The organism is Plantactinospora sp. CNZ321, from assembly GCF_004217235.1.
In genome coordinates this window covers 4,400,116-4,424,221 of the sequence record NZ_SHKQ01000001.1, presented here as the reverse complement: position 1 = coordinate 4,424,221, position 24,106 = coordinate 4,400,116, and the positions used below count along the sequence as shown (strand labels likewise).

General features: G+C 72.4%; 19 protein-coding genes. 9 read left to right on the top strand and 10 right to left on the bottom strand.

The genetic code is table 11. The annotated features are described in order from the left end of the window. Window positions 1-103: 103 nt before the first annotated feature. From EV371_RS19325 to EV371_RS19315, 3 genes are read right to left on the bottom strand one after another with little or no spacing between them, the layout of a single operon-like run. On the bottom strand, window positions 104-2,320 hold the full coding sequence (locus EV371_RS19325; protein ID WP_130463285.1) for a xanthine dehydrogenase family protein molybdopterin-binding subunit: 2,217 nt from the start codon (window positions 2,318-2,320) through the stop codon (window positions 104-106). Then, window positions 2,317-3,294 (bottom strand): FAD binding domain-containing protein, encoded by a 978-nt coding sequence (locus EV371_RS19320; protein ID WP_130463284.1) that lies wholly within the window; start codon window positions 3,292-3,294, stop codon window positions 2,317-2,319. Before EV371_RS19320 ends, EV371_RS19325 begins: the two co-directional genes overlap by 4 nt. Further along, on the bottom strand, window positions 3,291-3,752 hold the full coding sequence (locus tag EV371_RS19315; RefSeq protein ID WP_349340179.1) for a (2Fe-2S)-binding protein: 462 nt from the start codon (window positions 3,750-3,752) through the stop codon (window positions 3,291-3,293). Before EV371_RS19315 ends, EV371_RS19320 begins: the two co-directional genes overlap by 4 nt. A gap of 389 nt (window positions 3,753-4,141) precedes the next feature. Between EV371_RS19315 and EV371_RS19310 the strand changes: the two genes are divergently transcribed. The 4 genes from EV371_RS19310 to EV371_RS19295 all read left to right on the top strand — a co-directional run bounded on the left by EV371_RS19310 (window position 4,142) and on the right by EV371_RS19295 (window position 8,942). Then, complete coding sequence (locus tag EV371_RS19310) at window positions 4,142-4,945, top strand: hypothetical protein (protein ID WP_130463283.1); 804 nt, start codon at window positions 4,142-4,144, stop codon at window positions 4,943-4,945. 92 nt (window positions 4,946-5,037) lie between these two features. Beyond that, on the top strand, window positions 5,038-5,889 hold the full coding sequence (locus tag EV371_RS19305) for an SAM-dependent methyltransferase (protein ID WP_207230541.1): 852 nt from the start codon (window positions 5,038-5,040) through the stop codon (window positions 5,887-5,889). Between the two features lie 29 nt (window positions 5,890-5,918). Further along, window positions 5,919-7,793, top strand: a complete 1,875-nt coding sequence (locus EV371_RS19300) for an Hsp70 family protein (protein WP_130463282.1) — start codon at window positions 5,919-5,921, stop codon at window positions 7,791-7,793. 114 nt (window positions 7,794-7,907) lie between these two features. Further along, window positions 7,908-8,942, top strand: a complete 1,035-nt coding sequence (locus EV371_RS19295; RefSeq protein WP_130463281.1) for a TRM11 family methyltransferase — start codon at window positions 7,908-7,910, stop codon at window positions 8,940-8,942. 130 nt (window positions 8,943-9,072) lie between these two features. Here the strand turns inward: EV371_RS19295 and EV371_RS33465 are convergent, their stop codons facing one another. Beyond that, complete coding sequence (locus EV371_RS33465) at window positions 9,073-10,011, bottom strand: golvesin C-terminal-like domain-containing protein (RefSeq protein ID WP_165436739.1); 939 nt, start codon at window positions 10,009-10,011, stop codon at window positions 9,073-9,075. Between the two features lie 245 nt (window positions 10,012-10,256). Between EV371_RS33465 and EV371_RS19285 the strand changes: the two genes are divergently transcribed. The 5 genes from EV371_RS19285 to EV371_RS19265 all read left to right on the top strand — a co-directional run bounded on the left by EV371_RS19285 (window position 10,257) and on the right by EV371_RS19265 (window position 16,446). Beyond that, window positions 10,257-11,372 carry an L-dopachrome tautomerase-related protein gene (locus tag EV371_RS19285; protein ID WP_130463280.1) on the top strand — a complete coding sequence of 372 codons (1,116 nt, stop codon included), beginning with the start codon at window positions 10,257-10,259 and terminating at the stop codon, window positions 11,370-11,372. Window positions 11,373-11,660: 288 nt separating this feature from the next. Continuing rightward, the gene (locus EV371_RS19280; RefSeq protein ID WP_165436738.1) at window positions 11,661-11,903 is read left to right on the top strand and encodes a phosphopantetheine-binding protein; all 243 of its coding nucleotides are present in this window, start codon (window positions 11,661-11,663) and stop codon (window positions 11,901-11,903) included. A 25-nt stretch (window positions 11,904-11,928) separates the two neighbouring features. Then, on the top strand, window positions 11,929-13,122 hold the full coding sequence (locus EV371_RS19275; RefSeq protein WP_165436737.1) for a beta-ketoacyl synthase N-terminal-like domain-containing protein: 1,194 nt from the start codon (window positions 11,929-11,931) through the stop codon (window positions 13,120-13,122). Next, on the top strand, window positions 13,109-14,329 hold the full coding sequence (locus tag EV371_RS19270; RefSeq protein ID WP_130463277.1) for a beta-ketoacyl synthase N-terminal-like domain-containing protein: 1,221 nt from the start codon (window positions 13,109-13,111) through the stop codon (window positions 14,327-14,329). The genes EV371_RS19275 and EV371_RS19270 overlap by 14 nt, the downstream gene beginning before the upstream one ends. After that, a complete protein-coding gene (locus tag EV371_RS19265) occupies window positions 14,251-16,446 on the top strand; it encodes an AMP-binding protein (RefSeq protein ID WP_130463276.1) in 2,196 nt (731 codons plus the stop codon). Before EV371_RS19270 ends, EV371_RS19265 begins: the two co-directional genes overlap by 79 nt. 13 nt (window positions 16,447-16,459) lie before the next feature. On the opposite strand, the gene EV371_RS19260 is transcribed toward EV371_RS19265, so the two are convergent. The 6 genes from EV371_RS19260 to EV371_RS19240 form a co-directional block, all read right to left on the bottom strand. Further along, window positions 16,460-17,317, bottom strand: coding sequence for an ABC transporter permease subunit (locus EV371_RS19260; RefSeq protein ID WP_130463275.1), 858 nt, complete (start codon window positions 17,315-17,317; stop codon window positions 16,460-16,462). Beyond that, window positions 17,317-18,261: a carbohydrate ABC transporter permease gene (locus EV371_RS19255; RefSeq protein ID WP_130463274.1), complete on the bottom strand. Its 945-nt coding sequence runs from the start codon at window positions 18,259-18,261 to the stop codon at window positions 17,317-17,319. The genes EV371_RS19260 and EV371_RS19255 overlap by 1 nt, the downstream gene beginning before the upstream one ends. Further along, window positions 18,258-19,352: an ATP-binding cassette domain-containing protein gene (locus EV371_RS19250; protein ID WP_130463273.1), complete on the bottom strand. Its 1,095-nt coding sequence runs from the start codon at window positions 19,350-19,352 to the stop codon at window positions 18,258-18,260. Before EV371_RS19250 ends, EV371_RS19255 begins: the two co-directional genes overlap by 4 nt. 176 nt (window positions 19,353-19,528) lie before the next feature. Next, entirely contained in the window at window positions 19,529-20,161 is a 633-nt protein-coding gene (locus tag EV371_RS34430; RefSeq protein WP_486484697.1) for an extracellular solute-binding protein, read from the bottom strand. Continuing rightward, window positions 20,113-20,742, bottom strand: coding sequence for a type 2 periplasmic-binding domain-containing protein (locus tag EV371_RS34425; protein WP_486484696.1), 630 nt, complete (start codon window positions 20,740-20,742; stop codon window positions 20,113-20,115). The genes EV371_RS34430 and EV371_RS34425 overlap by 49 nt, the downstream gene beginning before the upstream one ends. A 135-nt stretch (window positions 20,743-20,877) precedes the next feature. After that, entirely contained in the window at window positions 20,878-24,033 is a 3,156-nt protein-coding gene (locus tag EV371_RS19240; RefSeq protein ID WP_130463272.1) for a glycosyl hydrolase 115 family protein, read from the bottom strand. Between the last annotated feature and the right edge of the window lie 73 nt (window positions 24,034-24,106).

The following is a 24,106-nucleotide window of genomic DNA, read 5'->3' as shown; positions in this document are numbered from 1 at the left end:
CGGCCTGGCCGTACCTGCTCCTCGCGGTCGAGGTGACGGATGGCGCGGCGACCGGGCGGCCGGCTGGTCGCGCCCGCCGCCGTCCCGGTCGGAGGTGCCGACCTCAGTCGAGGAGCTTGTCCAGCGTGATCGGCAGCTCCCGGATCCGCCGCCCGGTGGCGTTGTAGACGGCGTTGCCGATCGCGGCGGCGACCCCGACGGTGCCGAGTTCGCCGATCCCGCGCGCGCCGAGCGGGTTGAACAGCAGATCCGGGTGGTCCAGGAAGTGCACGTCGATCGGCGGGATGTCGGCGTTCACCGGCAGCAGGTAGTCGGCGAAGTTGGCGTTGGCGATCCGGCCGGTCTCCGGCTCGACGATGGCGCTCTCCAGCAGTGCCTGGCCGATGCCGAAGATGACCCCGCCGATGATCTGGCTGCGGGCGGTCTTGGCGTTGATGATCCTGCCACCGTCGACCACCGTGGTCATCCGGTGCAGCCGGGGCTCGCCGGTCCACCGGTTGACCCGTACCTCGCAGAAGTGCGCGGCGAACGAGGTGAAGGCGTGCTGACGGTGCTCCGGGCCCGGGCCCGCGCTGCCGGTCGCCTCGACGCCCGGCGATCCGACCGCGCGCAACAGCTCCGGGAAGCCGATCCGCCGGTCCGGGGCGACGAGATCACCCCGGTCGTACCGGACGTCGGCGGCGGGCAAGCCGTGCAGGGGCGACCGCTCGTCGGTCACGGCGAGCGTGATCAGCGCGTTCGTCGCGGCCTCCGCGGCGGCGGCCACCGCCGGGCCGGTACTCGCGGTGGAGGCCGAGCCGAACGAGCCGATGTTGGCGGCGAGGCTGGAGTCGCCGAGGTCGCTGCGGATCCGGGAGACCGGCAGGCCGAGCGCCTCAGCGCCGAGCACGGCCAGCACGGTCCACATTCCGGTGCCCAGGTCGGCGGTGGCGCTGGCCACCGAGACATCCCCGTCGGGCTGGAACCGGACCGTCACCGAGGCCGGGAACCGCTCGCCGGGATAGTTGGCGGTGGCCATCCCCATCCCGACCAGCCACTCGCCGCGTACGACGGCTCCGGGTGTCGGGTTGCGGCGGGCCCAGCCGAATCGCCGGGCGCCGACCCGGTAGCACTCGTCCAGGTGCTTGCTGGACCACGGCACGTTCCGGCCCGGGTAGACCGTGGCGTAGTTGCGCAGCCGCAGCTCGACCGGGTCCATCCGCAGTTCGGCGGCGAGTTCGTCGAGCGCGGTCTCCACGGCGAACGAGCCGGACTCCTGGCCGGGCGCCCGCATCCAGGTCGGCGGCGGCACGTCCAGCGTGACGATCTTCTGGTCCAGGTGCAGGTTCTCCGTCTTGTAGAGATAGCGCGAGGTGGCGTGCGCCGAGCCCTCGAAGATGCCGCCGGAGGCGGACTGGCTGGCCCAGACCTGGTGCTTGAGCGCGACCAGGGTGCCGTCCCGGCGGGCGCCCAGGCGCACCGTCTGGCGTACGGCGGAGCGGTTTCCGGTGATCGTGAAGGTCTGCTCCCGGGTCAGCACGACCTTGACCGGCCGGCCCAGCGTGCGCGCGGCGGCCGCGGCGAGCAGCGGATGTGCCCACGTCGCGATCTTGTTGCCGAAGCCGCCGCCGACGTGCGGGCTGACCACCCGGACCCGGGCGGCCTCGACGCCGAGCGCCGCCGCCATCGCGCCGACGGTCAGCGACGCGCTCTGGGTGCCGGTGTGCAGGGTGAGCGCCCCGTCCTGCCAGACGGCGACGCAGGAGTGCGGCTCCATCGCGCTGTGGTGCTTGCCCGGCTGCTGGTAGGTGCCGGAGATGGTCACCTCGCTGGCCGCCAGCGCCTCGTCGATCGAACCGACCCCGTCGGCCAGGAACTCCAGCCGGGCCGGCTCCCCCGTGATCGGGCCCGGGTCGGTGGCCCCGGCGATGCCATCGGCGAAGGAGATGGCCGCCGGCCGTACCTCGTAGTCGGCGGTGACCAGTGCGGCGGCGTCCCGGGCCTGCTCGAACGTCTCCGCCACCACCAGCCCGATCGCCTGGCCGTGCCAGCGCAGCTCGGCGTCCTGCAACGGCAGCCAACTGTGCCCGACGCTGAACGGCGTGCCGGTGCCGACCAGCGGCAGCGGGTGGAACGGGGTGTAGACCGCCAGTACGCCGGGGGAGGCTTCGGCGGCGGCCACGTCCATCGCCCGAATGGTGCCCCGGGCGACCGTACTGAGGAGCAGGTAGCCGTGTGCGAGCCGCTCGACCGGCTGGTCGGCGGCGTATCGCGCGCCGCCGGTGACCTTGAGCCGGCCGTCGACCCGGTTGACCGAGACCGTTCGTGCCGCGCCGCTCATAGCGACTCCACCAGGTTCGTCAGGGCGCGCACGATGGTGCGCCGGACCAGCGTCGTCTTGAACCGGTTGTGCGCCAGGGGCCGGGCGCCCTGGACCGCCAGCTCGGCGGCCGCCTCGAACACCTCCGGCCGGGCCGCCCCGCCGCGTAGCGCGTCCTCCACCGCAGGCAGGCGCCAGGGCCGGGTGCCGACCCCGCCGACCGCCACCCGTACGTCCCGGACCACGCCGTCACGCAGGTCCAGCGCCACCGCCGCCGAGGCGAGGGCGAACTCGTACGACTGCCGGTCCCGGATCTTCAGGTATCCCGACCGCCTGGCCCAGGGCAGCGGCGGCACGGTGACCCGGGTGACAAGTTCGCCCGGCCGCAGGTCGTGCTCCCGGTCCGGGGTGTCCCCGGGCAGCAGGTAGAAGTCGGCGAGCCGGACGTCCCGGGTACCGCCCCGGCCGACCAGCCGGACCCGCGCGTCCAGCGCCACCAGGGCTACCGCCAGGTCGCTGGGGTGGGTGGCGACGCAGGAGTCGCTGGTGCCGAGGATGGCATGGCCTCGGTTCTCACCCCCGATCGCCGGGCAGCCGGAGCCGGGCCGGCGCTTGTTGCAGCCGGTGCCGGTGTCCCGGAAGTAGCCGCAGCGGACCCGTTGCAGCAGGTTGCCGCCGATGCTCGCCATGTTGCGCAGTTGTGGCGAGGCGCTGCGCAGCAGGGCCTGGGCGAGCATCGGATATCCGCCGGTCACCAGCGGGTGTTCGGCGACCTCGCTCATCCGTTCCAGCGCACCGACGTGCAGCCCGTCCCGGTCGACGTGGACACCGCGCAGCGGCAGGCGGTTGATCTCCACCACCTGGCGCGGGGTCATCACCTCCAGCTTCATCAGGTCCACCAGGGTGGTGCCGCCGGCCAGGTAGGCCGTGCCGGCGCCGCCGCCGGCCAGCGCCTGCGCCACGCTCTGCGCGCTGGTGTAGCCGAAGGGCCTCATCGTCCGGCCCCGCCGCGCCGGGCCGTGCGGACGGCGGCCACGATGTTCTCGTACGCCCCGCAGCGGCAGATGTTGCCGGACATGTGCTCGCGGATCTCCTCGTCCGAGCCGGCGTGCCCCTCGTCGAGCAGCGCCACCGCCGACATGATCTGTCCGGAGGTGCAGAACCCACACTGGAAGGCGTCGCAGTCGATGAACGCCTGCTGCACCGGGTGCAGCCGGTCGCCGTCGGCCAGCCCTTCCACGGTGCTGACGCGGCGGCCCGCGGTGGTGGCGGCCAGGGTCAGGCAGGAGAGCACCCGGCGGTCGTCGACGTGCACCGTGCAGGCGCCGCACTGCCCCCGGTCGCAGCCCTTCTTGGAGCCGGTCAGCCCGAGCCGCTCGCGTAGCGCGTCCAGCAGGGTGACCCGGGCGTCGAGCCGCAGCCGCTCGGTGCGTCCGTTGACCACCAGGGTGATCTCGACGGTTGCCGCGCCGGCCGGCTCGGGTGCCGGCGCCGCCCCGGCCGGCTCGGCCAGCCCGGCGCCGATCGCGGGCCCGGCCGTCGCGCCGACGGCCAGCCCGGCGGACGCGACCGCCGTCCGGTGCAACATCCCGCGCCGGGACACCCCGCAGGGTGGGGCGTCGACGGGGGGCGAGTCCGATCCGGACCCACTGCTCATGACACACCTCCGGACGTGCCGCCGGCCGGCGTGGGGCGCGGGTGTGCGCGGTGCGGTGGGCACCGGAGCGCGGCCGGGGCCCTCCAGTAAACCAAAGAAGATCTTCAATGTCGATGGATCGCTGGCAACGCGTGTCGGTTGGGGCGGGTGGCGCTATTCATCGATATCTGTCATGCTCTTGCGCCATGGTCCGGCTGACGAAACGGTTCCCCCTGATCCTCCTCGCCACCGTCGCGGTGATGGCCGGCGGCGGCGCCGCGCAGGCCGGCGGCGGCCCGTCCGGGCACGGTGGCGGGCCCGCCGGCTGCGGTCCCCGTAAGCTGCTGTTCTGCGAGGACTTCGAGCGGCTGCCCACCGGCGGCGCCGCCTCGCTGGCCTGGGGCATCGACACCAAGGACGGGATGCTGACGGTCGAGCGGCACCGGCGCGACAAGGTGCTGCGGGTGCACACCGAGGGGAACGGCCGGGCCTTTCTCAAGGTCGACGACTTCACCGCACCGGGCAACAGCTTCTACGGCCGGATGCGGCTGAAGGTGGACGCCTTCCCGACCGCACCCGACTGGGCGCACTTCACCCTGGTCGAGGCGACCGGTCCGGGCAGCGCCGAGATCGTCCGGCCAATCGGCGGCCAGTGGGCGCCACCGCTGGGCGGGTCGTACTGGGGCGTCGGCGCCGACGGTGGCCCGACCGGCGACTGGACGAACTGGCGCGAGTCCGCGCCCACCGTGGAGGACCGCTGGCAGTGCTTCGAGTGGCAGTGGGACGCCACCGACAACCGGATCGCGGTCTGGATCGACGGGATCGCCCAGCCGGAGATGACGGTGAGCACCACCGAGCACGGCGGCAACCCGGTCGACTTCGTCCTGCCCCGCGCGGACACGGTGAAAATCGGCTGGCAGCTCTACCAGGGTGGCCCCACACCGGACCACTTCGACCTCTGGCTGGACGACATCGCCCTGGCGACGAACCGGGTGGGCTGCGGCCGCTGAGAGCGGCTCCCTCTGGGATCGCTCCCAGGGGAGGGTCGACGGAGCGCTACTCTGGTGCTCCGTCCCCTTGAGATGTACGGAGAGCTGATCACGTGACCGCGCCCCAGGACGGAGGCTACCCCGCCTTCCCGATCGACGTCCCGACCTCGGCCCGGATGTACGACTACTCGCTTGGCGGCAAGGACAACTTCCCGGCGGACCGGGCGGCCGTCCAGTTCGTCAACTCGCAGTACCCGGCCAGCCTGGACGTCACCCGGGAGAACCGGCTCTTCCTCTACCGGGTGGTCCGGTTCATGGCCCGCGACCTGGGCATCCGGCAGTTCCTCGACCTCGGCAGCGGGCTGCCGACCCAGGCGAACGTGCACCAGGTGGCGCAGGAGTTCCAGCCCGGCGCCCGGGTGATCTACGTCGACGTCGACCCGATCGTGCTGGCGCACGGGCGCGCCCTGTTGGCCAACGACGAGACGACCCGGGTGATCGCCGCCGACGTCACCGAACCGGAGCAGATCCTCGCCGACTCCGACGTCCGCGAGATGCTCGACTTCTCCCGGCCGGTCGGGGTGCTGCTGCTCTCCGTCACCCACTCCATCGTGGACGACGACAAGATCCACCACCTGCTCGCGGTGCTGCGCGAGACGATGGCCCCGGACAGCTATCTGGGCTACTCGCAACTGGCCGGCACCGACCGGGCCGGGGTGGACGCCGGTAACGCGATGGTGGAGAAGATGGGCATCACCTGGAAGAACCGGATGGTCGACGAGGTGGCGGAGTTCGTCCGCGACTTCGAGCCGGTCGAGCCAGGGCTGGTCAACGTCAAGAACTGGCGCCCGGACCCGAGCCAGCCGCCACTGGCGCCGGTCGACGAGGCGCTGCGGCCGTACCTCGGCAAGGGCGCGGACGAGACCCGGTTCTACGAGTACGGCGGCGTACTGCGGCGACCCTGAGTCCGCCGCGTCTCGTAGACTCCGGTGCCGTGACGGCCCTCAGCTTCGCGCTCTCTGTCGACTACGGGACCTCACACACCGTCGGCATGCTGCGGTGGCCGGACGGCCGGGTCCGGCCACTGGTGTTCGACGGCTCGCCGCTGCTCTCCTCCGCGGTCTTCGCCACTCCCGACGGCCGGATACTCGTGGGGCGGGACGCGGAGCGCAGCGCGCGGATCGACCCGTCCCGGTACGAACCAAACCCGAAGCGGATGGTCGACGCGGGTGAGTTGCTGCTCGGCGAGCGGGCGTACCCGATCGCCGAGCTGGTCGCGGCCGGTTTGCGGCGGGTCTACGCCGAGGCGGTCCGGGCGGCCGGGCAGGCGCCGGCGACGGTGACGGTCACCCACCCGGCGACCTGGGGGCCGGCCCGCCGGCAGGTGCTGCACTCGGCCGCCGCTCTCGCCGGGCTGCCCCGGATCGGGCTGGTGGACGAGCCGTCCGCCGCCGCCGCGTACTTCGTCCGGGTGCTCGGGCGGCAACTCGCGCCGGGCCAGGCCATCATGGTTTTCGACCTGGGCGCCGGCACCTTCGACGTGAGCGTCGTACGCCGCACGCCCCGCTCCTTCGAGACGGTGACGACCGGCGGCCTGGACGCGTTCGGCGGGGTGGACCTGGACGCGATCGTGGTGGAGCGGATCGGCGCCGCCGTGGCGGCGGGCGATCCGGAACGCTGGCGTCGGCTGACCGTTCCGGCCGGACCGGAGGACCTCCGCGACTTCCGGCTCTTCTGGGACGACGCCAAGGCGGCCAAGGAGATGCTCTCCCGCCAGCCGACGGCCTCGGTCCACCTGCCCATCCTCAACCGCGACGTGCACGTGACCCGGGAGGAGTTCGAACAGGCGGCCCGACCGGTGCTGACCCGAGCGGTCCGGTTGGCCGTGGAGACCCTCGACGGCTACCACCGGGATCACCAGGTGCGGGTCTGCGCCGTCTTCCTGGTCGGCGGATCGACCCGGATCCCACTGGTGGCGACGTTGCTGCACCAGCGGTCGGGGATGGCGCCGGTCGCGATCGAGCAACCGGAGTTCGTCGTGGCCGAGGGTGGGCTGCACCTGCCGGCGACGACGACCGGCGAGCCACCGGGCGTCGCCGGCCCCGCCGTGGCGGCGGAGCCGCACGCCAGGGTGACTCCGCCGGAGGCGCCCGCGCCGCTGCCCGCCGGGGCCACCGCGCCACCCGGTGCGTCCGCGCGGGTGTCACCGTCGCCCGGTGCGTCCGCGCCGGTGCCGGGTCCGCCCGCTGCGTCCGTGCCGTCGCGGGGTGCCGGCCCGATCGGGCCGCGGCGACGCCGCCGGGTCGTGGTGGCCGTCGCCGCCGCGGCGGCGGTGCTGGTGCTGGCCGCCGTCGGCGGCGTGACCTGGTGGCGGGCCGCCGCACCCGGACGCGCCTTCGGCGGCGACGACGACCTGCGCGAGTTCGCGGGACGGTTCGTCAGCGCCGCCGACGGGTGCGAGCGGCTCGACGACGCGGCGCGGCACCGGGACGAGACCGGGCTGGCGATGCCCGACGAGAAGTTCCGAGCCGTCGTGCGTTGCCAGGGCGGCGACTGGATCGGCTACTTCTACAACTCCGGTGCGCCCCGTGGGCTGCCGGGCGGGTCACCGGACGACCACCGGACCCAGATCTCCGAGGGCGTCATCGACCGGTACAGCGGGGTGGCGGAGCTTTCCGGCGAGGTGACCCAGCTGGCCCGCAGCGGCGCGTTGCAGGCGTACGTGGAGTTCCGGGCCGCCGACGACCGGCCCGGCATCTACTGGGAGCCCACCGACCGGTACACCTACCGACTCGGTGCCGTGGTGCTCAACCTCGACCCGGCAGCCGGGATCGAGCCGCTGCGGAAGATCTGGCGCGACCACGCCTGACGGCACGCCCGACCACCGGGCGGTGCTGGGGGAACAGCACCGTCCGGAGCGGGTCCCGGGCCTTGCCGCCGTCTACCATCTACCGGTCGAGCGTGCGAACCGCCGGAAGGACAGATGAGCCAGTACGCATTGTTGATCTCCCCGTCGTCGAACCGGGTCTACGCGGACGCCTCGGTGACGCTGACCCGGGCCGAATTGGCGATCTTCGACCGGGCCGTGCTCGGCGGCCGGCTGCACGACATCACCGAGACCGTGTTCGGGGGCGTCCGCTACGTCACCTTCACCGCCGACCAGCTCGACGGGCGTGACGTCGCGTACCTGGCCAACCTGTCGTCGGTCTACGTGTTGTTCGAGGTCGTCGACGGGCTGCTCCGGCCAATCGAGCTGCGCCGGCTGGACCGGTTCGACGACGACCTGCTGACCATCCCGAAGTATCCGGGCAAGACGAACGAGCAGTTCACCAAGCTGCTGCTCAACGTGACGATGCTTGCCTCGGACTTCGCCCCGCAGATGCTGGACCGCAAGTTCCGGGTGCTCGACCCGCTCTGCGGCCGGGGCACCACCCTGAACCAGGCGCTGATGTACGGGTACGACGCCGCGGGGGTGGACCACGACCGGACGGACTTCGAGGCGTACGCGACGTACATCCAGACCTGGTTGAAACGCAAGCGGGTGAAGCACCGGGCCGAGTTCGGGCCGGTACGCCGCAACCGGCAGGTGGTGGCCCGGCGGTTGCAGGTCGACCTCGCCGCCGACAAGGAGTCCTACCGGGCGGGCCTGACCCAGCGGCTGGACGTGGTACAGGCGGACACCGTCCGCAGTGCCGAGTTCTTCCGGCCCGGCACCCAGGACCTGTTGGTGACCGACGCCCCGTACGGCGTACAGCACGGTAGCCGCAGCGCCGGCCGAGGGCTGGCCCGGAGTCCGCTCGCGCTGCTCGCCGAGGCGGTGCCGGTCTGGGTCGAGCTGCTCCGGCCCGGTGGGGCGCTCGGCATCGCCTGGAACACCCAGGTGGCCCGCCGGGACACCGCGGCCGAGATCCTCGCCGATGCCGGCCTGGAGGTGCTGGCCGACGGCCCGTACCTGGAGTTCACCCACCGGGTCGACCAGGCGATCGTCCGGGACGTGCTGGTAGCCCGCAAACGCTGAAGGGATGTGCCGGTCGCCCCAGAACGCTGAAGGGACGTGCCGGTCGCCCGCGACCCTGCGGGGGTGTGCCGGTCGGGCAAGGGCCCCGGCTCCACCGGGAACTGTGGAGCCGGGGCCCTTGCCCCCTGGTTCAGTAGCTGCAGCCGCTGGTGGGCAGGCTGCTGGCGGCGGGCGGGGTGACGCCGTCGTAGAGGGCGAGCAGGAAGGGCTGCGGGCAGCGGCGGGTGCTGCCGGTCCGGATGCCGAAGTGCAGGTGCGGACCGGTCGAGTTGCCGGTGTTGCCGGTCGAGCCGATCCGCTGCCCGGCGGTGACGGTGGCACCGGTCGACACCGACCAGGCGGAGAAGTGGCAGTACGTGTAGATCGCCCCGTCGGTGCCGGTCAGGTTGATGCCCCGGCCACAGCTGCTGTCGTCGATCCGGACCACGGTGCCGGCCCGGACGGCGTACGCGGCCGTACCGGTCGGCACCGGCAGGTCGATCGCCGCGTAGTCGTGGTGCGGGTCGTCGTACTCGCTGCGCGGCAGCGCGGTCCGGGGCAGCGGCAACGAGAAGCTGGTGCCGCCATCGGTGGCGGTGGTGATCCGGACCGCGTCGGCGACGACGTATCCGGTGCCGCTGGTCCACCGGCTGACCCCGACCGCGTTGTAGTCCCCGGCGGCGAGCGAGAAGGTGCCGAGGCTGACCCACTGGCCGCCGTTGACCCGCTGGTTGACCGGGACGGTCTGGTTGCCGCTGGTCGTGGCGACGACGAACGGGGTGGCGTTGTTGTAGCCGGGGTCGGCCGGGTAGAAGACCTCGACCAGGTAGCTGCCGGCGCTGGGCACGTCGACCTTGAACCAGGCGGCGTCGCTGGCGGTGGTGTCGGGGGTGGCGTACCGGTAGTCGGGGCCCTGCCGGTCGGCGGACCAGGTGGAGGTGCCCCAGTTGGCGCTGGCGGTGAAGCGGTCGGCGCTGGCGTTGTCGACGGTTACCGTCGCGGCGCTGGCGGGGGTGGCCGTCAGCAGGATCGGGGCGGCGAGCGCGGCCGCGGCAAGGCTGGCCAGGCTTCGTACGTATCCGGTCTTCATCGAAGAGTCCTTCGGCGCAGGCGGGCGAAAGTTGAAGGTATTTAACCAATCACGAGCCCTCTTGGAAAGACTTCTACATCGATGTGCGGCTGTGTCCTTCGATTCGGTGGCGACTGGTCCGGTGATGTCCAGGTAAATCCGGCTATTCAAGCATTCAGCCCAGTAGTTCGGCTTACAGTGGCGGGGTGGTCGAGCCGGTCGCCGGCTCGACCGGCCGGTGTGCGGGCGGGCCACGGGGGGTGCGGATGAGCGACGAACTGACCAGCGACGAGCCGCTCGGCCGACTGGAGACGGTGCACACCTTCTCCGGTGCCATGCCGACCGGGGTGACCGTCTCCCGGCAGGGAAGGATCTTCGTCAACTTCCCGCGCTGGGGAGACCAGGTCGACGCCACCGTCGCCGAACTGCGCGAGGGCACCTGCGTGCCCTATCCGGATCGGGACTGGAACAATCCGGCCGGCGACGACGACGCCGGCTCCTTGGTCTCGGTGCAGAGCGTCGTCGTTGACCCGACCGACCGGCTCTGGATCCTCGACACCGGCAGCCCGAAGTTCCAGCCGACCCGCCACGGTGGTCCCAAGCTGGTCTGCGTCGACCTCGACACCGACCTGGTCACCCAGACGATCGTCTTCTCCGCCGACGTGGCGCTGCCCACCTCGTATCTCAACGACGTCCGGTTCGACCTGCGCCGCCGCTCAGCCGGCGCGGCGTTCATCACCGACTCGTCCACCTCCGGCCCGAACGGGATCGTGGTGGTGGACCTGGCCAGCGGGACGGCCTGGCGCCGGCTGCACGACCATCCCTCCACCAAGGCCGAACCGCTGACCACCTTCCGTCCCCTGGTCGAGGGGCGGCCGTTCCTGGTCTGCCCACCAGACGGGCCGCCGAGCCCGGTCGCCATGGGCTCCGACGGGATCGCGATCTCGGCCGACGGCAGCCGCCTCTACTACTGCCCGCTCGCCTCCCGCCGGCTCTTCAGCGTCTCGGTGGACGCACTCGTCGACCGGTCCCTGGACGACGCAGAGGTGGCGGCGACGGTCCGCGACGAGGGCGACAAGGGGTCCGGCTCCGACGGTCTGGAGAGCGACGACGCGGGCCGGCTCTACCTCACCGCCTACGAGCAGAACGCCATCCTGCGCCGGCACCCGGACGGCCGGTTCGAGACCGTGGTACACGACCCGCGCCTGCTCTGGCCGGACACCCTGTCCGTTGGCGCCGACGGGTACCTCTACGTCACCGCCAACCAGCTCCACCGCCAGCCCGACTACTCCGGCGGGGTGGACCGGCGCCGCCGTCCGTACGCCCTGCTCCGGATCGGTATCGACGCCGGTCCGGTGGCGCTGCTGCCCATGCCGACATGAATCCGATCAGCTACGAGTGATCAACGACAATGTCTGCCGCCGAACCGGCCATCATCCGACGCCGAAAGATCGTCCGGTGACGATATGAAGTTTTCCGTTCCCTGCCGACCTGATCGGGTTGCGGTAACGAGCTGTTCGGTTGGCGTGAACAAGCTATTCGGTCGCATCTCCAGCGATTCCCGCGTCGTTTCCTTCCTGGAAAACTTCACTGTGAGCCCACCCGCAAGTTCCACGAAACGTGGCGAGCGGTGATCGGGAAGGGAGCCGGACTTGGCGCAGCGAGACAGGGTGTCGACCGCCGTTCTGCGGGACCTGGCGGCAGAGATCTTCGAGGTCGACCCGGACGAGATCACCGAGGGCGCGGCCTTCTACGAGGATCTCGGAATCGACTCCGTGCAGAAGGTCGAATTCGTCGTGCGGATCGAGCGGCAGCTCGGCGTACGGCTGACCGACGAGGAGGCGGCCGGACTCCAGGACTTCGGTGACACCCTCGCCGTACTCCGGGATCGGGGCATCTCCGTTGGCCCGTGACCGGACCCGGCCCGGACGCCCGGCCGTGGTGATCTCCGGAGTCGGTGCGGTCTCCGCCGCCGGCCTCGGCGCGGACGCGCTCTGGACGGCGGTGACCGAGCGGCGGGTGCTGACCGGCCCGGTGGCCCGGTTCGACATGTCCCGCTACCCGGCCCGATGCGGCGCCGAGGTGCCGGCCGGCGCGGTCGTGGACCTCGACGCGATGGTTCCCGGCCACGAATCCCTGGCCGCCCGGTTCCTCGCGGTCGCCGCACTGGAGGCGCTCCGGAATGCCGGAGTGCCGGAACGGAGCCGGGCGCACCGGTTGGGCGTCTTCGCCGGCACCGTGATGGCCACCCGGCCGATCCTGGACCGGGGGATCGGGACGCGCCGGCTCGACGTGCCGGGCCAGGGCTGGGCCCGGCCGGACACACTGCTGGACATCCTGCGCGAGGTGGTCACGGTAACCGGCCCGACGGCGCTGTTCGCACCCGGCTGCGCGGCCGGAAACAGCGCGATCGCCGCCGGAGCCCGGGCGGTCGCGGCCGACGAGGTCGACGTAGCGGTCTGCGGCGGCGTCTCCGAACTCTCCCTGGAGATCCTCGCCATGTTCACCTCGCTGCGCGCGCTCGCGGTCGACACCGTGCGACCGTTCGACGTGCACCGCCGGGGCACCATCCCGGGCGAGGGCGCCGGAGTGCTGGTCCTGGAGCGGGCCGACCGGGTGGCGGCCCGGGGCGGGCGGGCACTGGCCCGGCTACTCGGCTGCGCCGCCGCGGCCGACGCGCACAACCCCACCCAGCCGCACCCGGACGGCAACGGCCTGGTGTCGACCATCCACGGTTGCCTCGACCGAGCCGGGCTGACCAGCGACGACGTCGACTGGGTCTGCGCACACGGCACCGGCACCCAGGCCAGTGACGGGATCGAGGCGCGGGCGGTGGCCAAGGCGCTGGCCGGCCGCCGCCGACCGGTGGTCTCCTCGGTGAAGGGGCAGCTCGGGCACGCCGAGGGGGCCGCCGCCGCCCTGGAGGCGATCGTCGCGGTGCACGCGCTCGGCGCCGACCTGGTGCCGGGCAACGTCACCCTGATCGAACCCGACCCGGCCTGCGGCGGCATCGACCTGGTCGAGCCGGCCGGCCGGCCGGCTCCGGTCGGGGTCGTGCTGAGCCAGGCGTTCGGCTTCGGCGGCGGCGTCTCGACCGTACTGCTCGGAAAGGCCGACCGTGCCGCCGGTTGACGCCTGTCTGGCCGTACGCGGCCTGGGGCTGCGGCTGCCCGGCGTGGCCGACGCGGCGGAGCTGGCCCGGGTGGTCGACGGCGCACCCCTGCCGCCGGCGCCGGTACGCCGCTTCACCGCCCCGGACACCGACCTCGCCCCGCTCGACCGGCGGACGCACGCCCCGGTCCCGCCCCGGATCCCGACCGCCGTCGCCGGGCGGGGCCTGCGGGCCGTCCCCGCCGAGTCCCTGCTCGCGCTGGCCGCCGCCGCCGAGGCATATCCAACCCCGCCCGACCATCCGCCCGACCCGTGGCTCGCGACGTCGCCGGACGACCCCGTCCAGACCGGTCCGGCCGCGGTGCTCTGGGCCAGTTCGAGTGCGGGACTGGCCGAGTACGCCGCCCTCTGCGTCGAGGCCGCCACCCTGGACCCGGGGCTGACCAGCCCGACCCTCGGTCCCGCCTCGGCGTTCAACGGGCCGGCCGCGACCGTCTCCATCCGGCTCGGACTCGACGGGCCGAACGAAACGACGACCGGCGGTACGGCGGCCGGCCTGACCGCCCTGGTCGAGGCGACCCGGCTGCTCGCCGACGGCGAGGCGGCCCGGGCCCTGGTCGGCGGCTCGGCGACGGTGAGCCGGTGGACTCTGCCCGGGCTCGCCGACGCCTTCGTCGCGGCCGAGGGCGCCGCCTGCCTGGCGGTGTCGCCGTGCCGGGACGATGAGCCGGGCATCCGGCTGGGGCGGTTCCACCGGATCACCCTCGACCGCTCCGACCTGGCGGCCCAGTGCCGCGCCCTGGTCCGCGCCGCCCGCCCCGCGGGATCGGGCAGTGCGGCCGGACCGTCCGCCGGTGCACCGTCCGTCCGCCGCGCCTCCGAGCGGGACGCGGCGGCCGGCGGTACCCCGGCCGGAACGGTCGGCACCATCGTCTCCACCGTGGACACCGAGCTGGCCGAGGCACTCGCCGAGGTCGGCGGCCGACCGGCCTGGCACCTGGAACGGTCGCTCGGCGACTTCGGGGCGGCCGGCGGCCTGCTGGCGGCGGCCTGCGCCGTCGCGTACTGCGCCAGCGCCTCGGCCCCGACCAGCCTGCTCGCGCTCGCGATCGAACCATCTGGCAACGCAGCCATCCTGGAGGTCTCATCATGGGGAGCGCCAACCTCGTCGAGCGGCTGGTGGGGCGAGCGCTCGCGTCCGGTCGGGGCGAGCGGGTCGCCTACCTGACCGGCGCGGGCGGGCAGCTCAGCTACACGGAGCTGTACCGGGCGGCACGCGGCTACGCGGCGCGGCTGGCCGAGGCGGGGGTCGGCCCCGGCACCCGGGGTCTGGTGGTGGCCGACGACGACCTGCCGACCGCGGTGGCGATCCTGGCACTGTGGTGGCGGGGCGCGGTGGCGGTACCGGTCAGCCCGATGCTGACCGAGACGGAACTCGGGTTCATCGCCGAGGACTGCCGGGCCGGATTCCTGCACGCCGACGAGGCGGGCGGCGCCCGGGCGGACCGGGCCGGCCTCGCACTGCCCCGGGGCGGCCCGGAGTGGCTGGTCCCGGGCGCACCACCGTCACCGCCGCCGGTGAGCCAGCCGCCGTCCGAGGTGGTGGTGATCCAGTACACCTCGGGCAGCACCGGCAGGCCGAAGGGGGTACTACACACCGGGACCGGCGTGACCGGGGTGCTGGAGGGCTTCGGCCGGATCCTCGACCTCGGCCCCGACGACCTGGTGCTCTCCACCGCCAAGCTCTCCTTCGGGTACGGCTTCGGCAACTCGCTGATCTTTCCGCTCGCCGCCGGCGCCGGGGTACTGCTCAACCAGGGACCGCCGGACGTCTACCGGCTGGCCGCGACGATCGCCCGGCAGCGCCCGACCGTGCTCTGTGCGGTGCCCCGGGTCTACGCCGCGCTGCTCGACCGGGCCGGGCAGGGCGACCCGAGGGACCCGACCGGCGTACCCGACCTCACCTCGCTGCGCCTCGCCGTCTCGGCCGGGGAGCACCTCCCGGCGTCGCTGTGCGCCGACTTCACCGCGACATTCGGGGTGCCGCTGGTCAACGGCCTGGGCGCGACCGAGGTGTTGCACATCGTGCTCGCCACCCGGGGTAGCCAGCCCGGCTCGACCGGCCGGCCGGTACCCGGCACCACGGTGACCGTCCGGGACGACATCGGCCGGCTCGTGCCGGACGGGACCGAGGGGCGGCTGCACGTGGCCGGCCCGTCGGTGGCCGCCGGATACCTGGACCGTCCCGAGTCGGCGGCGCGGACCTTCGCCGACGGCGGGGCGTACACCGGCGACATCGTCCGGCGGGAGCCGGACGGCGAGCTGCGGTACCTCTGCCGGCACGACGACCTGATCAACATCGGTGGCTACAAGGTCTCGCCGCTCGACGTCGAGGCGGCGGTCCGGGACCTCGACGGCCTCGCCCAGTGCGCGGTGGTCGGCGGCCGGGACCGGGCCGGGCTGGAACAGGCGGTCGCCTATCTGGTGCCGGCCGCCGGCGTCGACCCGGGGACGCTGCGCCGGGCGGCCCGGGCGGCGTTCCGGGCCGGGCTGCCGCCGCACAAGCGTCCCGCCGTCGTCGAGGTGGTCGAGGCGTTGCCGACCACCTCGACCGGCAAGCTCGCCCGGTTCCACCTCCGGAACCGGGCCAACGGGCCGGCGGCGGTCCGGATGCGGGTACTGCGCGACGGCCCCGGCCGGACCCTGATCTGCATCCCGTACGCGGGCGGCTCCTCCGGGGCGTTCACCCGGCTCGCCCGACACCTGCCCGGCTCGTGGCGGGTGGTGGCCGGCGAGGCGACCTACTCCGACGGCGCCACCATCGTCGACGCGGCCGACGCCTGGTGGCGGGCGGGCACGCCGTACCTGTCGGACGGGGCGGTGCTGTTCGGACACAGTCTCGGTGCGGTGCTGGCCGCCGCGGTGGCCGACGCTGCCGGGGACGGGCTGGACGGCACCCAGGTGGTGCTCTCCGCCCCGCCGATGGTGCCCGGCGCGCAGCGGTCGGCGCTGGTCTCCGACGACGACGAGACGCTGCTGGCCGGGCTACGCAGCACCGGGCTGCTGCCGACCAGCGGGCTCACCCCGGAGGAGATCACCCGACTGCTGCTGCCCCGGTTCCGCCGGGACATCGCACTCGCCCCGGACGGTTTCCAGGGCGTACGGTCCCGGGCCGTGCACGTGCTGCTCGGCACCGACGACGGGCTCTGCACCCGGGACGCGGTGACCGCGCGGATTCCCGTCGACCGGATCGCCAGCCTGCACATGGTGCCCGGGGACCACTACTTCGTCGCCACCAACCCGGCCCGGACCGCGGAGGTGCTCGCCGGGATGTTCCGGGACTGACCGTCGCGGTACCTCAGACGTCCTCCCTGACCCGGGCGACGAGCTGGGTCGGATTGACGAACCGCAGCGCGATCACCAGCAGCACCAGCATCATCGTGGTGTACATGACCGCCATCGCGTCGATGGACTGCTGGGCCCGGATACCGGCCGCCGACATCGAGTAGTACAACGCCACCACCAGGGTCTGCGAGTCCGGGCCGGCGGTGAGGAAGGTCAACTCGAACATCCCGACCGTCCGCACCAGCACCAGGATCGAGGCGGCCAGGATGCCCGGGGTGAGCAGCGGGGCGAGGATCCGGACGAAGATCTGCCGGATGCCCGCCCCGCACATCCGGGCGGCCCGCTCCACCGCCGGGTCGATCTGCTCGATGAACGGGGTCATCGTGAGGATCACGAACGGCACCGACGGCACCAGGTTGGCCAGTACCACCCCGGAGAGGTGCCCGGCGAAACCGTACTTGTAGAGCACCGTGGCCAGCGGGATGCCGTAGGTGATCGGCGGCATCAGGATCGGCAGCAGGAACAGCAGGTAGAGCAGTCGCCGGCCGGGGAAGGAGCGGCGGGCCAGCACGTACGCGGCCGGCACCCCGATCAGCACCGAGATGCCGACCACCAGCAGCGACACCTCCAGGGTCACCACCAGCACCTGGAACAGGCCGAACTCCTGCCACGCCTGCCCGTACCATCCGGTGGTGTAGCCCTGCGGCAGCCAGCTGTCGTACCAGCGGTCGCCGAAGGAGCTGACCAGCACCGAGCCGATCACACCGGCCAGGTTGACGAAGAAGAACGCCACCACGCCCCAGATCAGCCAGGCCGCCGGCCGGGCGACCAGGCGGCGCCGGCGAGGCGCCGGGATCGTCACCGAGCTCATCAGCCCTTCCCTGCCGCCGTCGATCCGGTGTAGAGCAGGGTCCGCCAGCCGAGCACGGCCGCGATCACCAGCAGCTCGACCAGCCCCATCAGCATCGCGATGGCGGCGGCCAGCGGATAGTCGTACCGGACGTACGCGGCCTCGTAAGCGGCGATCGAGATCACCCTGGTGGTACCGGCCGGATCACCGACCAGGATCGCCGACGGGAAGACGCTGAACGCCAGCACGAAGGTCAGGCAGAACGTGGTGGCCAGCCCGGGTGCCAGCAGCGGCAGGGTGATCCGGCGGAACCTCTGCCACCAACCGGCGCCGAGCGTCGCGGCGGCCCGCTCCAGCGTCGGGTCGATGCCCGACAGGTACGACAGCACCAGCAGGAAGGCGAACGGGAAGCCGGTGATGACGATGGAGAAGAACACACCCCAGTAGTTGTTGGTCAGCCGGACCGGTTCGTCGGCCAGCCCGACGCCCAGCAGGATCCGGTTGAACCATCCGGTGGGGCCGAGGAAGTTGAGCAGCCCCTGCGCGGTGAGCACCGTGCCGAGGGTGATCGGCACCACCAGGACGGTGGTGAGCAGCCGCTTTCCCCGGAACCGCCCCCGCATCCGGTACGCGATCGGCACCGACGCGGCGACGTTGAGCAGGGCCGCCGGCAGGGCCAGCTTCAGCGTCGTCCAGATGGTGTCCCGCTGGTACGGATCGGAGAAGAACTCCTGGTACGCCGCGAACGGACCGCCCTCGGTCGGCTGGAACGACAACCCGGCGCCGTATCCGAAGGGATAGATGAAGAGCACCAGGACGAAGAGCGCGGCCGGGACGAGCAGCAGGAGCTGCTTGTCGATGCCACGCTCGGCCAGCCGGTGCCGCAACGCCACCCGGGTCCCGCCCGGCGGACGCGGCTCGGCCGGCCGGTCGCCGACCCGGGGTGGACTCGCGGTGGCGCTCACCGGGAGCCTCCGGCGGCCGGTCCGTCCAGCGGGAAGACCAGCAGCCGGGCCGGATCCACCCCGATCCCGATCGGGTCGCCCGGCACCGGACGCTGGTCGGTACGGAGGTTGAACTGCACCCCCTCGGCGGTACGTGCCTCGACCGCCACCTCCCGCCCCTGGTATTCGACCACCTCCACGACGGCCGGTACACCGTCAGTCGGCCCGGTTATCCGCAGGTCCTCCGGGCGCACCCCGGCGACCACCTCGGCACCGGGCGGCACCGGCCCGACCGGGGTGCCGGCCAGCCGCAGGCCCTGGCCGGTCACCACCACCTCGTCCGGGCCGCCGCCCCGCTCGGCCCGCAACCGCAGCAGGTTGCGGTAGCCCATGAAGTCGGCGACGTGCCAGTTCGCCGGTCGGGTGTGCAACTCCTCCGGGGTGCCGACCTGCTGCACCCGGCCCTCGCGGAGCACCACCAACCGGTCGGCCAGGGAGAGCGCCTCCTCCTGGTCGTGGGTGACGTAGACCGTCGTCAGCCCGAGCGACTGGTGCAGCCGGCGGATCTCGGTACGCATCTCCAGCCGCAGCTTCGCGTCCAGGTTGGACAGCGGCTCGTCCATCAGGACCAGCACGGGCTCCAGCACCACCGCCCGGGCGATGGCGACCCGCTGCTGTTGTCCGCCGGAGAGCTGCCCGGGCAGCTTGCCGGCGTGCTCCTCCAGCCGGACCAGCCGGATGGCCTCCTCGGTGCGCCGCCGGATCTCGGCTCGGGGCAACCGGCGCATCTGGAGGCCGAACGCGACGTTGCGGCGTACCGACATGTGCGGGAAGAGGGCGTAGTTCTGGAACACCATGCCGAAGCCGCGCTTCTCGGCCGGTACGGTGTCGAGCCGGCTCTGGTCGGCCCAGATGCTGCCCCGGGTCAGCGGGAGCAGACCGGCGAGGCAGTTCAGCGCGGTGGACTTGCCGCAGCCGGAGGGGCCGAGCAGGGCGATGAACTCTCCGCGCCGGACCGTCAGGTGCAGGTCGGTCAGCGCGTCCTGGCCGGCGAAGCTCCGCGTCACGCCGTCCAGCCGCAACTCGACGAAGCTCCTCGCACTCGCACTCACTGGTACGTCTTCCGTTCGTGACTGCGGGGCTCGCAGACCCGGCTCACTCCTCGCACTCACTGGTACGTCTGCCGTTCGTGACTGCGGGGCTCGCAGACCCGGCTCACTCCTCGCACTCACTGGTACGTCTGCCGTTCGTGACTGCGGGGCTCGCAGACCCGGCTCACTCCTCGCACTCACTTGCGCACCTTGGCGCCGCCGATCTCGCGGTCCCACCGGCTGAACGCCTCGACCAGTGCCTTGGCGTCCAGCGGCACCTCCAGCGGGTTGTTCGCGATCAGTTGCTCGTACTCCGGGCGGCCGTACCTCTCGATCGCGTCCCGGCTGGCCTGCGGCGCCATCGACAGCGGCACGTCCCTGATCGCCGGGCCCGGGTAGAAGTAGCCCTGGTCGTACGCCTTGGCCTGCTGTTCCGGCGTCAGCATGTGGTTCAGCAGGGCCAGGATGGCGGCCTGCTTGTCCGTCGAGACCCCCTTGGGCACGACCGCGTAGTGCGCGTCGGTGACCCAGTGGAAGCCGTCCAGCGTGCCGATCCTGGCCTCCTCGGGCACGGTGCCCAGCACCCTCGGGTTGATGTCCCAGCCGGTGGTCGTGACGATGATCTTCGCCGACCCGTTGGCCAGGTTCTTCATCGTCTCGCCGGTTCCGGACGGGTAGAGCCGGACGTACTTGTTCAGCTCGGCCAGGTAGGCCCAGGTCTTCGCCCAGCCGTTGACCGGGTCCTTCGGGTTCGAGTCGCCGAGCAGGTACGGCAATCCCATCAGGAAGGTGCGGCCGGGGCCGGAGTTGGACGGGCGGGCGTACTGCACCGCGCCGGGATTGGCGCTGGCGTAGTCGAGCAGCCCTGGGCCGTGGTCGGCGGGTTCGGCACCTTCGACGGCAGGTATTCGATCAGCGGCCCGGACGGGTAGTAGGTGATCGTCACCCCGTGGTCGCCGGCGAGTTCCTGCATCGCCGCCGCGCCCGGCAGGTAGTTCGCCATCCCCGGCAGCCGGTCGGCGTGGGTGGGCAGCAGCGGAGTCCAGAGGTCCTGGTCGATGCCGGCGGCGAGCCCGTCCACCCCGGTCAGCACCAGGTCGATCTCGACCCGGTTGGCGTCCTGCTGCGCCTTGACCTTGCCGACCAGTTCCGGCGAGGGCGACTTCGAGTACGTCACCCTGGAGACCGTGTCGGAGTTCTTCGCGACGAAGTCGTCGATCATCGACTGGGTGAGTTGCAGGTTGCCGGCGACGTCGAGGATGTTCAGTACGACCGGCGAGCCGGGTTTGTCCGGCACCGCACCCCCGGTCGGGCCGGGCCCGGCGGCCTCCGGCGCACCGCAGGCGGCGGCGACCAGACTCAGCGCGGTCAGGGCGGTGGCGGCGAACCGTGGGCGTTGGCTTCGGCGCATGGGCATCCCTCTCTGGGTTCGAGCGCGTCCGTCGTGCCGTCGGAGTTGAAAAGTTTCAATATGTCGGCCGGTTCACCCCGACCCGTCCGGGCCGGGGTGAACACCGATGGCGCGGCCTCGCGACCGCCCGCGGTCTCAGCGGCCGGTCCGCCGGCTCTCCGGCGGACCGAGATAGCTGTACGGCAGCTCGGCGGTCTCCACCACCAGGTGCTGCACCACCACGGTCGGGTCGACCATCCAGAACTTCAGGGTGTGCACCCCCGGCCCGTCGACGGGGTGCGTGGTCGTGGTGACGTTGACGTTCTGCGAGGTGTTCCGCTCCCACTGCCGGTTCATCGAGGTGTCGTTCGCGCCGGTGGCGGTGGTGACGTTGACGACCTGCGGAGCGGCGCCGTCGATCGAGACGGCGTAGCGCAGCCCCTCGGTCGGCAGCACGTTGTTGCGCGGCGACAGGTACGCCGACACCTTCACCGGGCCGGCCGAGGTCAGCGTCAGCTCGTACTCCAGGCGCGGGCTGCTGTCGCCGGGTGTCCGGCTGGCCGCGGTGACCGGGAACGGCGTCAGCCCGTCGCCGGTAGGGCCGAGGTCCGGAATCCGCTTCCAGTGCACCCCGCCGCCGTGCACCGCCCGGGTGTAGTGCCCGGCCGGGATCGACACGTAACCGTTCGCCTCGACGTGCCCCCTCGGGCGCAGACCCCGCGGATTGTCCACCCTGGCCCGCACCACGACGCTCTCGCCGCCCGGGCCGGTGACCGTGATCGGCACCGTCGTGTCGCCGTGCGGCGCGTGCCGCCAGTCGACCCGGACCTCGATCCGGACCTGGTCGGTGACCCGGCCCGCCGTCCGGCTGAGCCTCAACCAGGGCGCGCCGGCCCGGACCGTGTAGTCGAACGGCACCGAACCCCGGTTGAAGATCTCCAGGTACTGCCCCGGCTGGCTCTGGTACGGGCTGAACGTCGGCAGCACCGCCGGTCCGGACTCGGCCGGCCAGTACTTCTCCGAGCCGTCGATCGCGACGCCCAACTCGGCGGTGGCCGGCAGCTCGATCCGGCGCAGGTGCGGGTAGAAGGCGTCCGGCAGCGCCTGGTGGTTGAGCTCGGGCTGCTGCCACGGCGCGTTCGGGCCGTACCGCTCGACGTCGCCGTACCCGATCTTGGGTTGGGTCTGGAAGCCCCGCCACTTCCCGCCGGCCAGCGTGTTGTTGTAGTAGTCGGACATCGCCTGGTCGGTGTCGAAGTACCGCTGCGCGAGGTCGGCCATCGCGTTGGTGGCGGCCCGGCCCTGCGCGGCGTAGAGCAGGTTGGTGAACTGCGCCTCACGCAGCGCGTAGAGGTTCGCCGTCGCCGCCACCTGGTAGTGGACGAGTTGGTAGTAGGCGTCGTCGTAGCCGTCCGGAAGCCGCGCCCGGACCCGCCCGGCCCGGTCGGCCAGCTCGGCCCACTCCCGCACCACCCGGCGCATCTCCTGGTAGGCGGTCAGGCTGTACGGGTTGTCGTCGGTGTAGACCACCGCCGAGGAGTCGGTCGCCGGGTCCTTCGCCGGGTCCAGGGTGATCCGGCGGTTCAACAGCTCCGGCTTGCGCCGCGCCTGGAGCCGGCCGTACTCGTGCAGGATCTCGCCGATCTCGGCGGCGTACCGGTCGGGGAAGTTCTGCGCCGCGTACGCCCGCTGCCAGTCGTCGAGCCGCTCGATCGGGATGGCGTCCGGATCCCAGGCGTAGTCGAGGAAGAGCTGGAGCGGCAGCTCCTCGTTCTTCATGTCGCCGACGTTGACCACCCAGAGCCGGTCCACTCCGTAGCGGTAGCTCAGGTGGAGCTGCTCCCAGGTACTGGCCAGGTTGATCGTGTCGACCCACTTGTAGTTGCGGCCGCCGCCGACGTAGTCGAAGTGGTAATACATGCCGTACCCGCCGGGGCGGGCCGGCAGGCTCTGGTCCGGCAGCCTCCGCAGGTTGCCCCAGTTGTCGTCGCAGAAGACCACGGTGACGTCGTCCGGCGGGCGCATGCCCCGGTCCCAGTAGCGCTGCACCTCCTTGTAGAGCGTGAAGACCTGCGGGATGTCGGGGAGTTCGCGGCCGCTTTCCTCGGCGAGGATCTGCCGCTGGGCGGCGATGATGCTCTCCATCAGCTCGATGCCGTCGCCGTCGGGCAGGCTCACGTCGCCGTTGCCGCGCATGCCGAGCGTGACCACGCCCTCGAAGTCCTGCTCCGTCATCCGCTCGATGCCGTCCCGCCAGTACTCCTGCAGCGCCGCCGAGTTGCGCCGGAAACTCCACTCGCCGTTGCCGCCGTACGGGTCCGTGCCGCCCCGGGCGTGCCGGTTCCACTCCTCGATGCCGCGCATCATCGGCGCCTCGTGCGAGGTGCCCATCACCACGCCGTACTCCTTCGCGGTGGCGTGGTTGGCCGGGTCGTCCTCGGCGAAGGCGCGGCCCCAGACCGCCGGCCAGAGGTAGTTCGCCTTCAGCCGGAGCATGGTCTCGAAGACCTTGGCGTAGAAGTGCCGGTTGAGGCCGCCCTGATAGCCGGGAGCCAGCCCGGGGCCGAAGAAGTTCGGCGCCCAGGTGCCCAGCGCCGGGTTCTCGTCGTTGATGAAGAAGCCCCGGTACTTCACCGCCGGGGTGCCCTGGCCGTGCCGGCCCGGCAGCAGGTGCAACTCGGCGCTGTGTCGGGCCGGCACGTCGTCCCACCAGTACCAGGGCGAGACGCCGATCTGCTTCGACACCTCGTACGTCCCGAAGATGGTGCCGCGCTGGTCGCTGCCGGCGATCACGAAGGCGCGGCGGACCCCGGGCAACGGGTTGGCGACGATCTGCTGGACCGAGGTCTCCCACCGGCCGGCGACGCCGCGTACGTCGAGCTTCCGGGCGGCGATCAGCCCGTCGATCAGCGGGCTCTTCCCGATGGTGCCGACCAGCACGACCTCGCCGCGTCCCGGGACCCGGTCGGTGTGTAGCGCCGGGCGTACCCCGGTGACCCGCTCGACGTCGCCGCGCAGGTCACCGACGGCGCGGACCACGCCGGGGTGGTCGCTGGCGCTGACCACCAGCGTCGCGGCCCGACCGCGTTCGACCAGCGGCAGGCTGCCCGGCTTCGACCGGGTGGAGACGAAGCCCGGCCGATCCTGCCTGGCTTCGCCGCCGTGCCCACCGGCCGTGGCCGAGGAGGGGACGAGGGCGGGTGCGGCCGCCACGGCGAGGGTGAGCGACAGCAGCGTTCGCCAGGCCTTCGGGCTGGTGCGTCGGCCGTGGACGGAAGCCGGTGGGTCGGCGGGACTGGTGAACCTGCTCATTTCGCGCTCCGGACCGTAAGAGGGTGGGCATGACCGGGTGCCTGCGAAACTCGTCGGAACCGTTCCGGAAAGG

Coding starts and splice junctions, on each gene's coding strand:
- EV371_RS19325 (WP_130463285.1), bottom strand. CDS start 2,320: ATGAGCGGCGCGGCACGAACGGTCTCGGTCAACCGGGTCGACGGCCGG.
- EV371_RS19320 (WP_130463284.1), bottom strand. CDS start 3,294: ATGAGGCCCTTCGGCTACACCAGCGCGCAGAGCGTGGCGCAGGCGCTG.
- EV371_RS19310 (WP_130463283.1), top strand. CDS start 4,142: ATGGTCCGGCTGACGAAACGGTTCCCCCTGATCCTCCTCGCCACCGTC.
- EV371_RS19295 (WP_130463281.1), top strand. CDS start 7,908: ATGAGCCAGTACGCATTGTTGATCTCCCCGTCGTCGAACCGGGTCTAC.
- EV371_RS33465 (WP_165436739.1), bottom strand. CDS start 10,011: ATGAAGACCGGATACGTACGAAGCCTGGCCAGCCTTGCCGCGGCCGCG.
- EV371_RS19285 (WP_130463280.1), top strand. CDS start 10,257: ATGAGCGACGAACTGACCAGCGACGAGCCGCTCGGCCGACTGGAGACG.
- EV371_RS19265 (WP_130463276.1), top strand. CDS start 14,251: ATGGGGAGCGCCAACCTCGTCGAGCGGCTGGTGGGGCGAGCGCTCGCG.
- EV371_RS19260 (WP_130463275.1), bottom strand. CDS start 17,317: ATGAGCTCGGTGACGATCCCGGCGCCTCGCCGGCGCCGCCTGGTCGCC.
- EV371_RS34425 (WP_486484696.1), bottom strand. CDS start 20,742: ATGCGCCGAAGCCAACGCCCACGGTTCGCCGCCACCGCCCTGACCGCG.
- EV371_RS19240 (WP_130463272.1), bottom strand. CDS start 24,033: ATGAGCAGGTTCACCAGTCCCGCCGACCCACCGGCTTCCGTCCACGGC.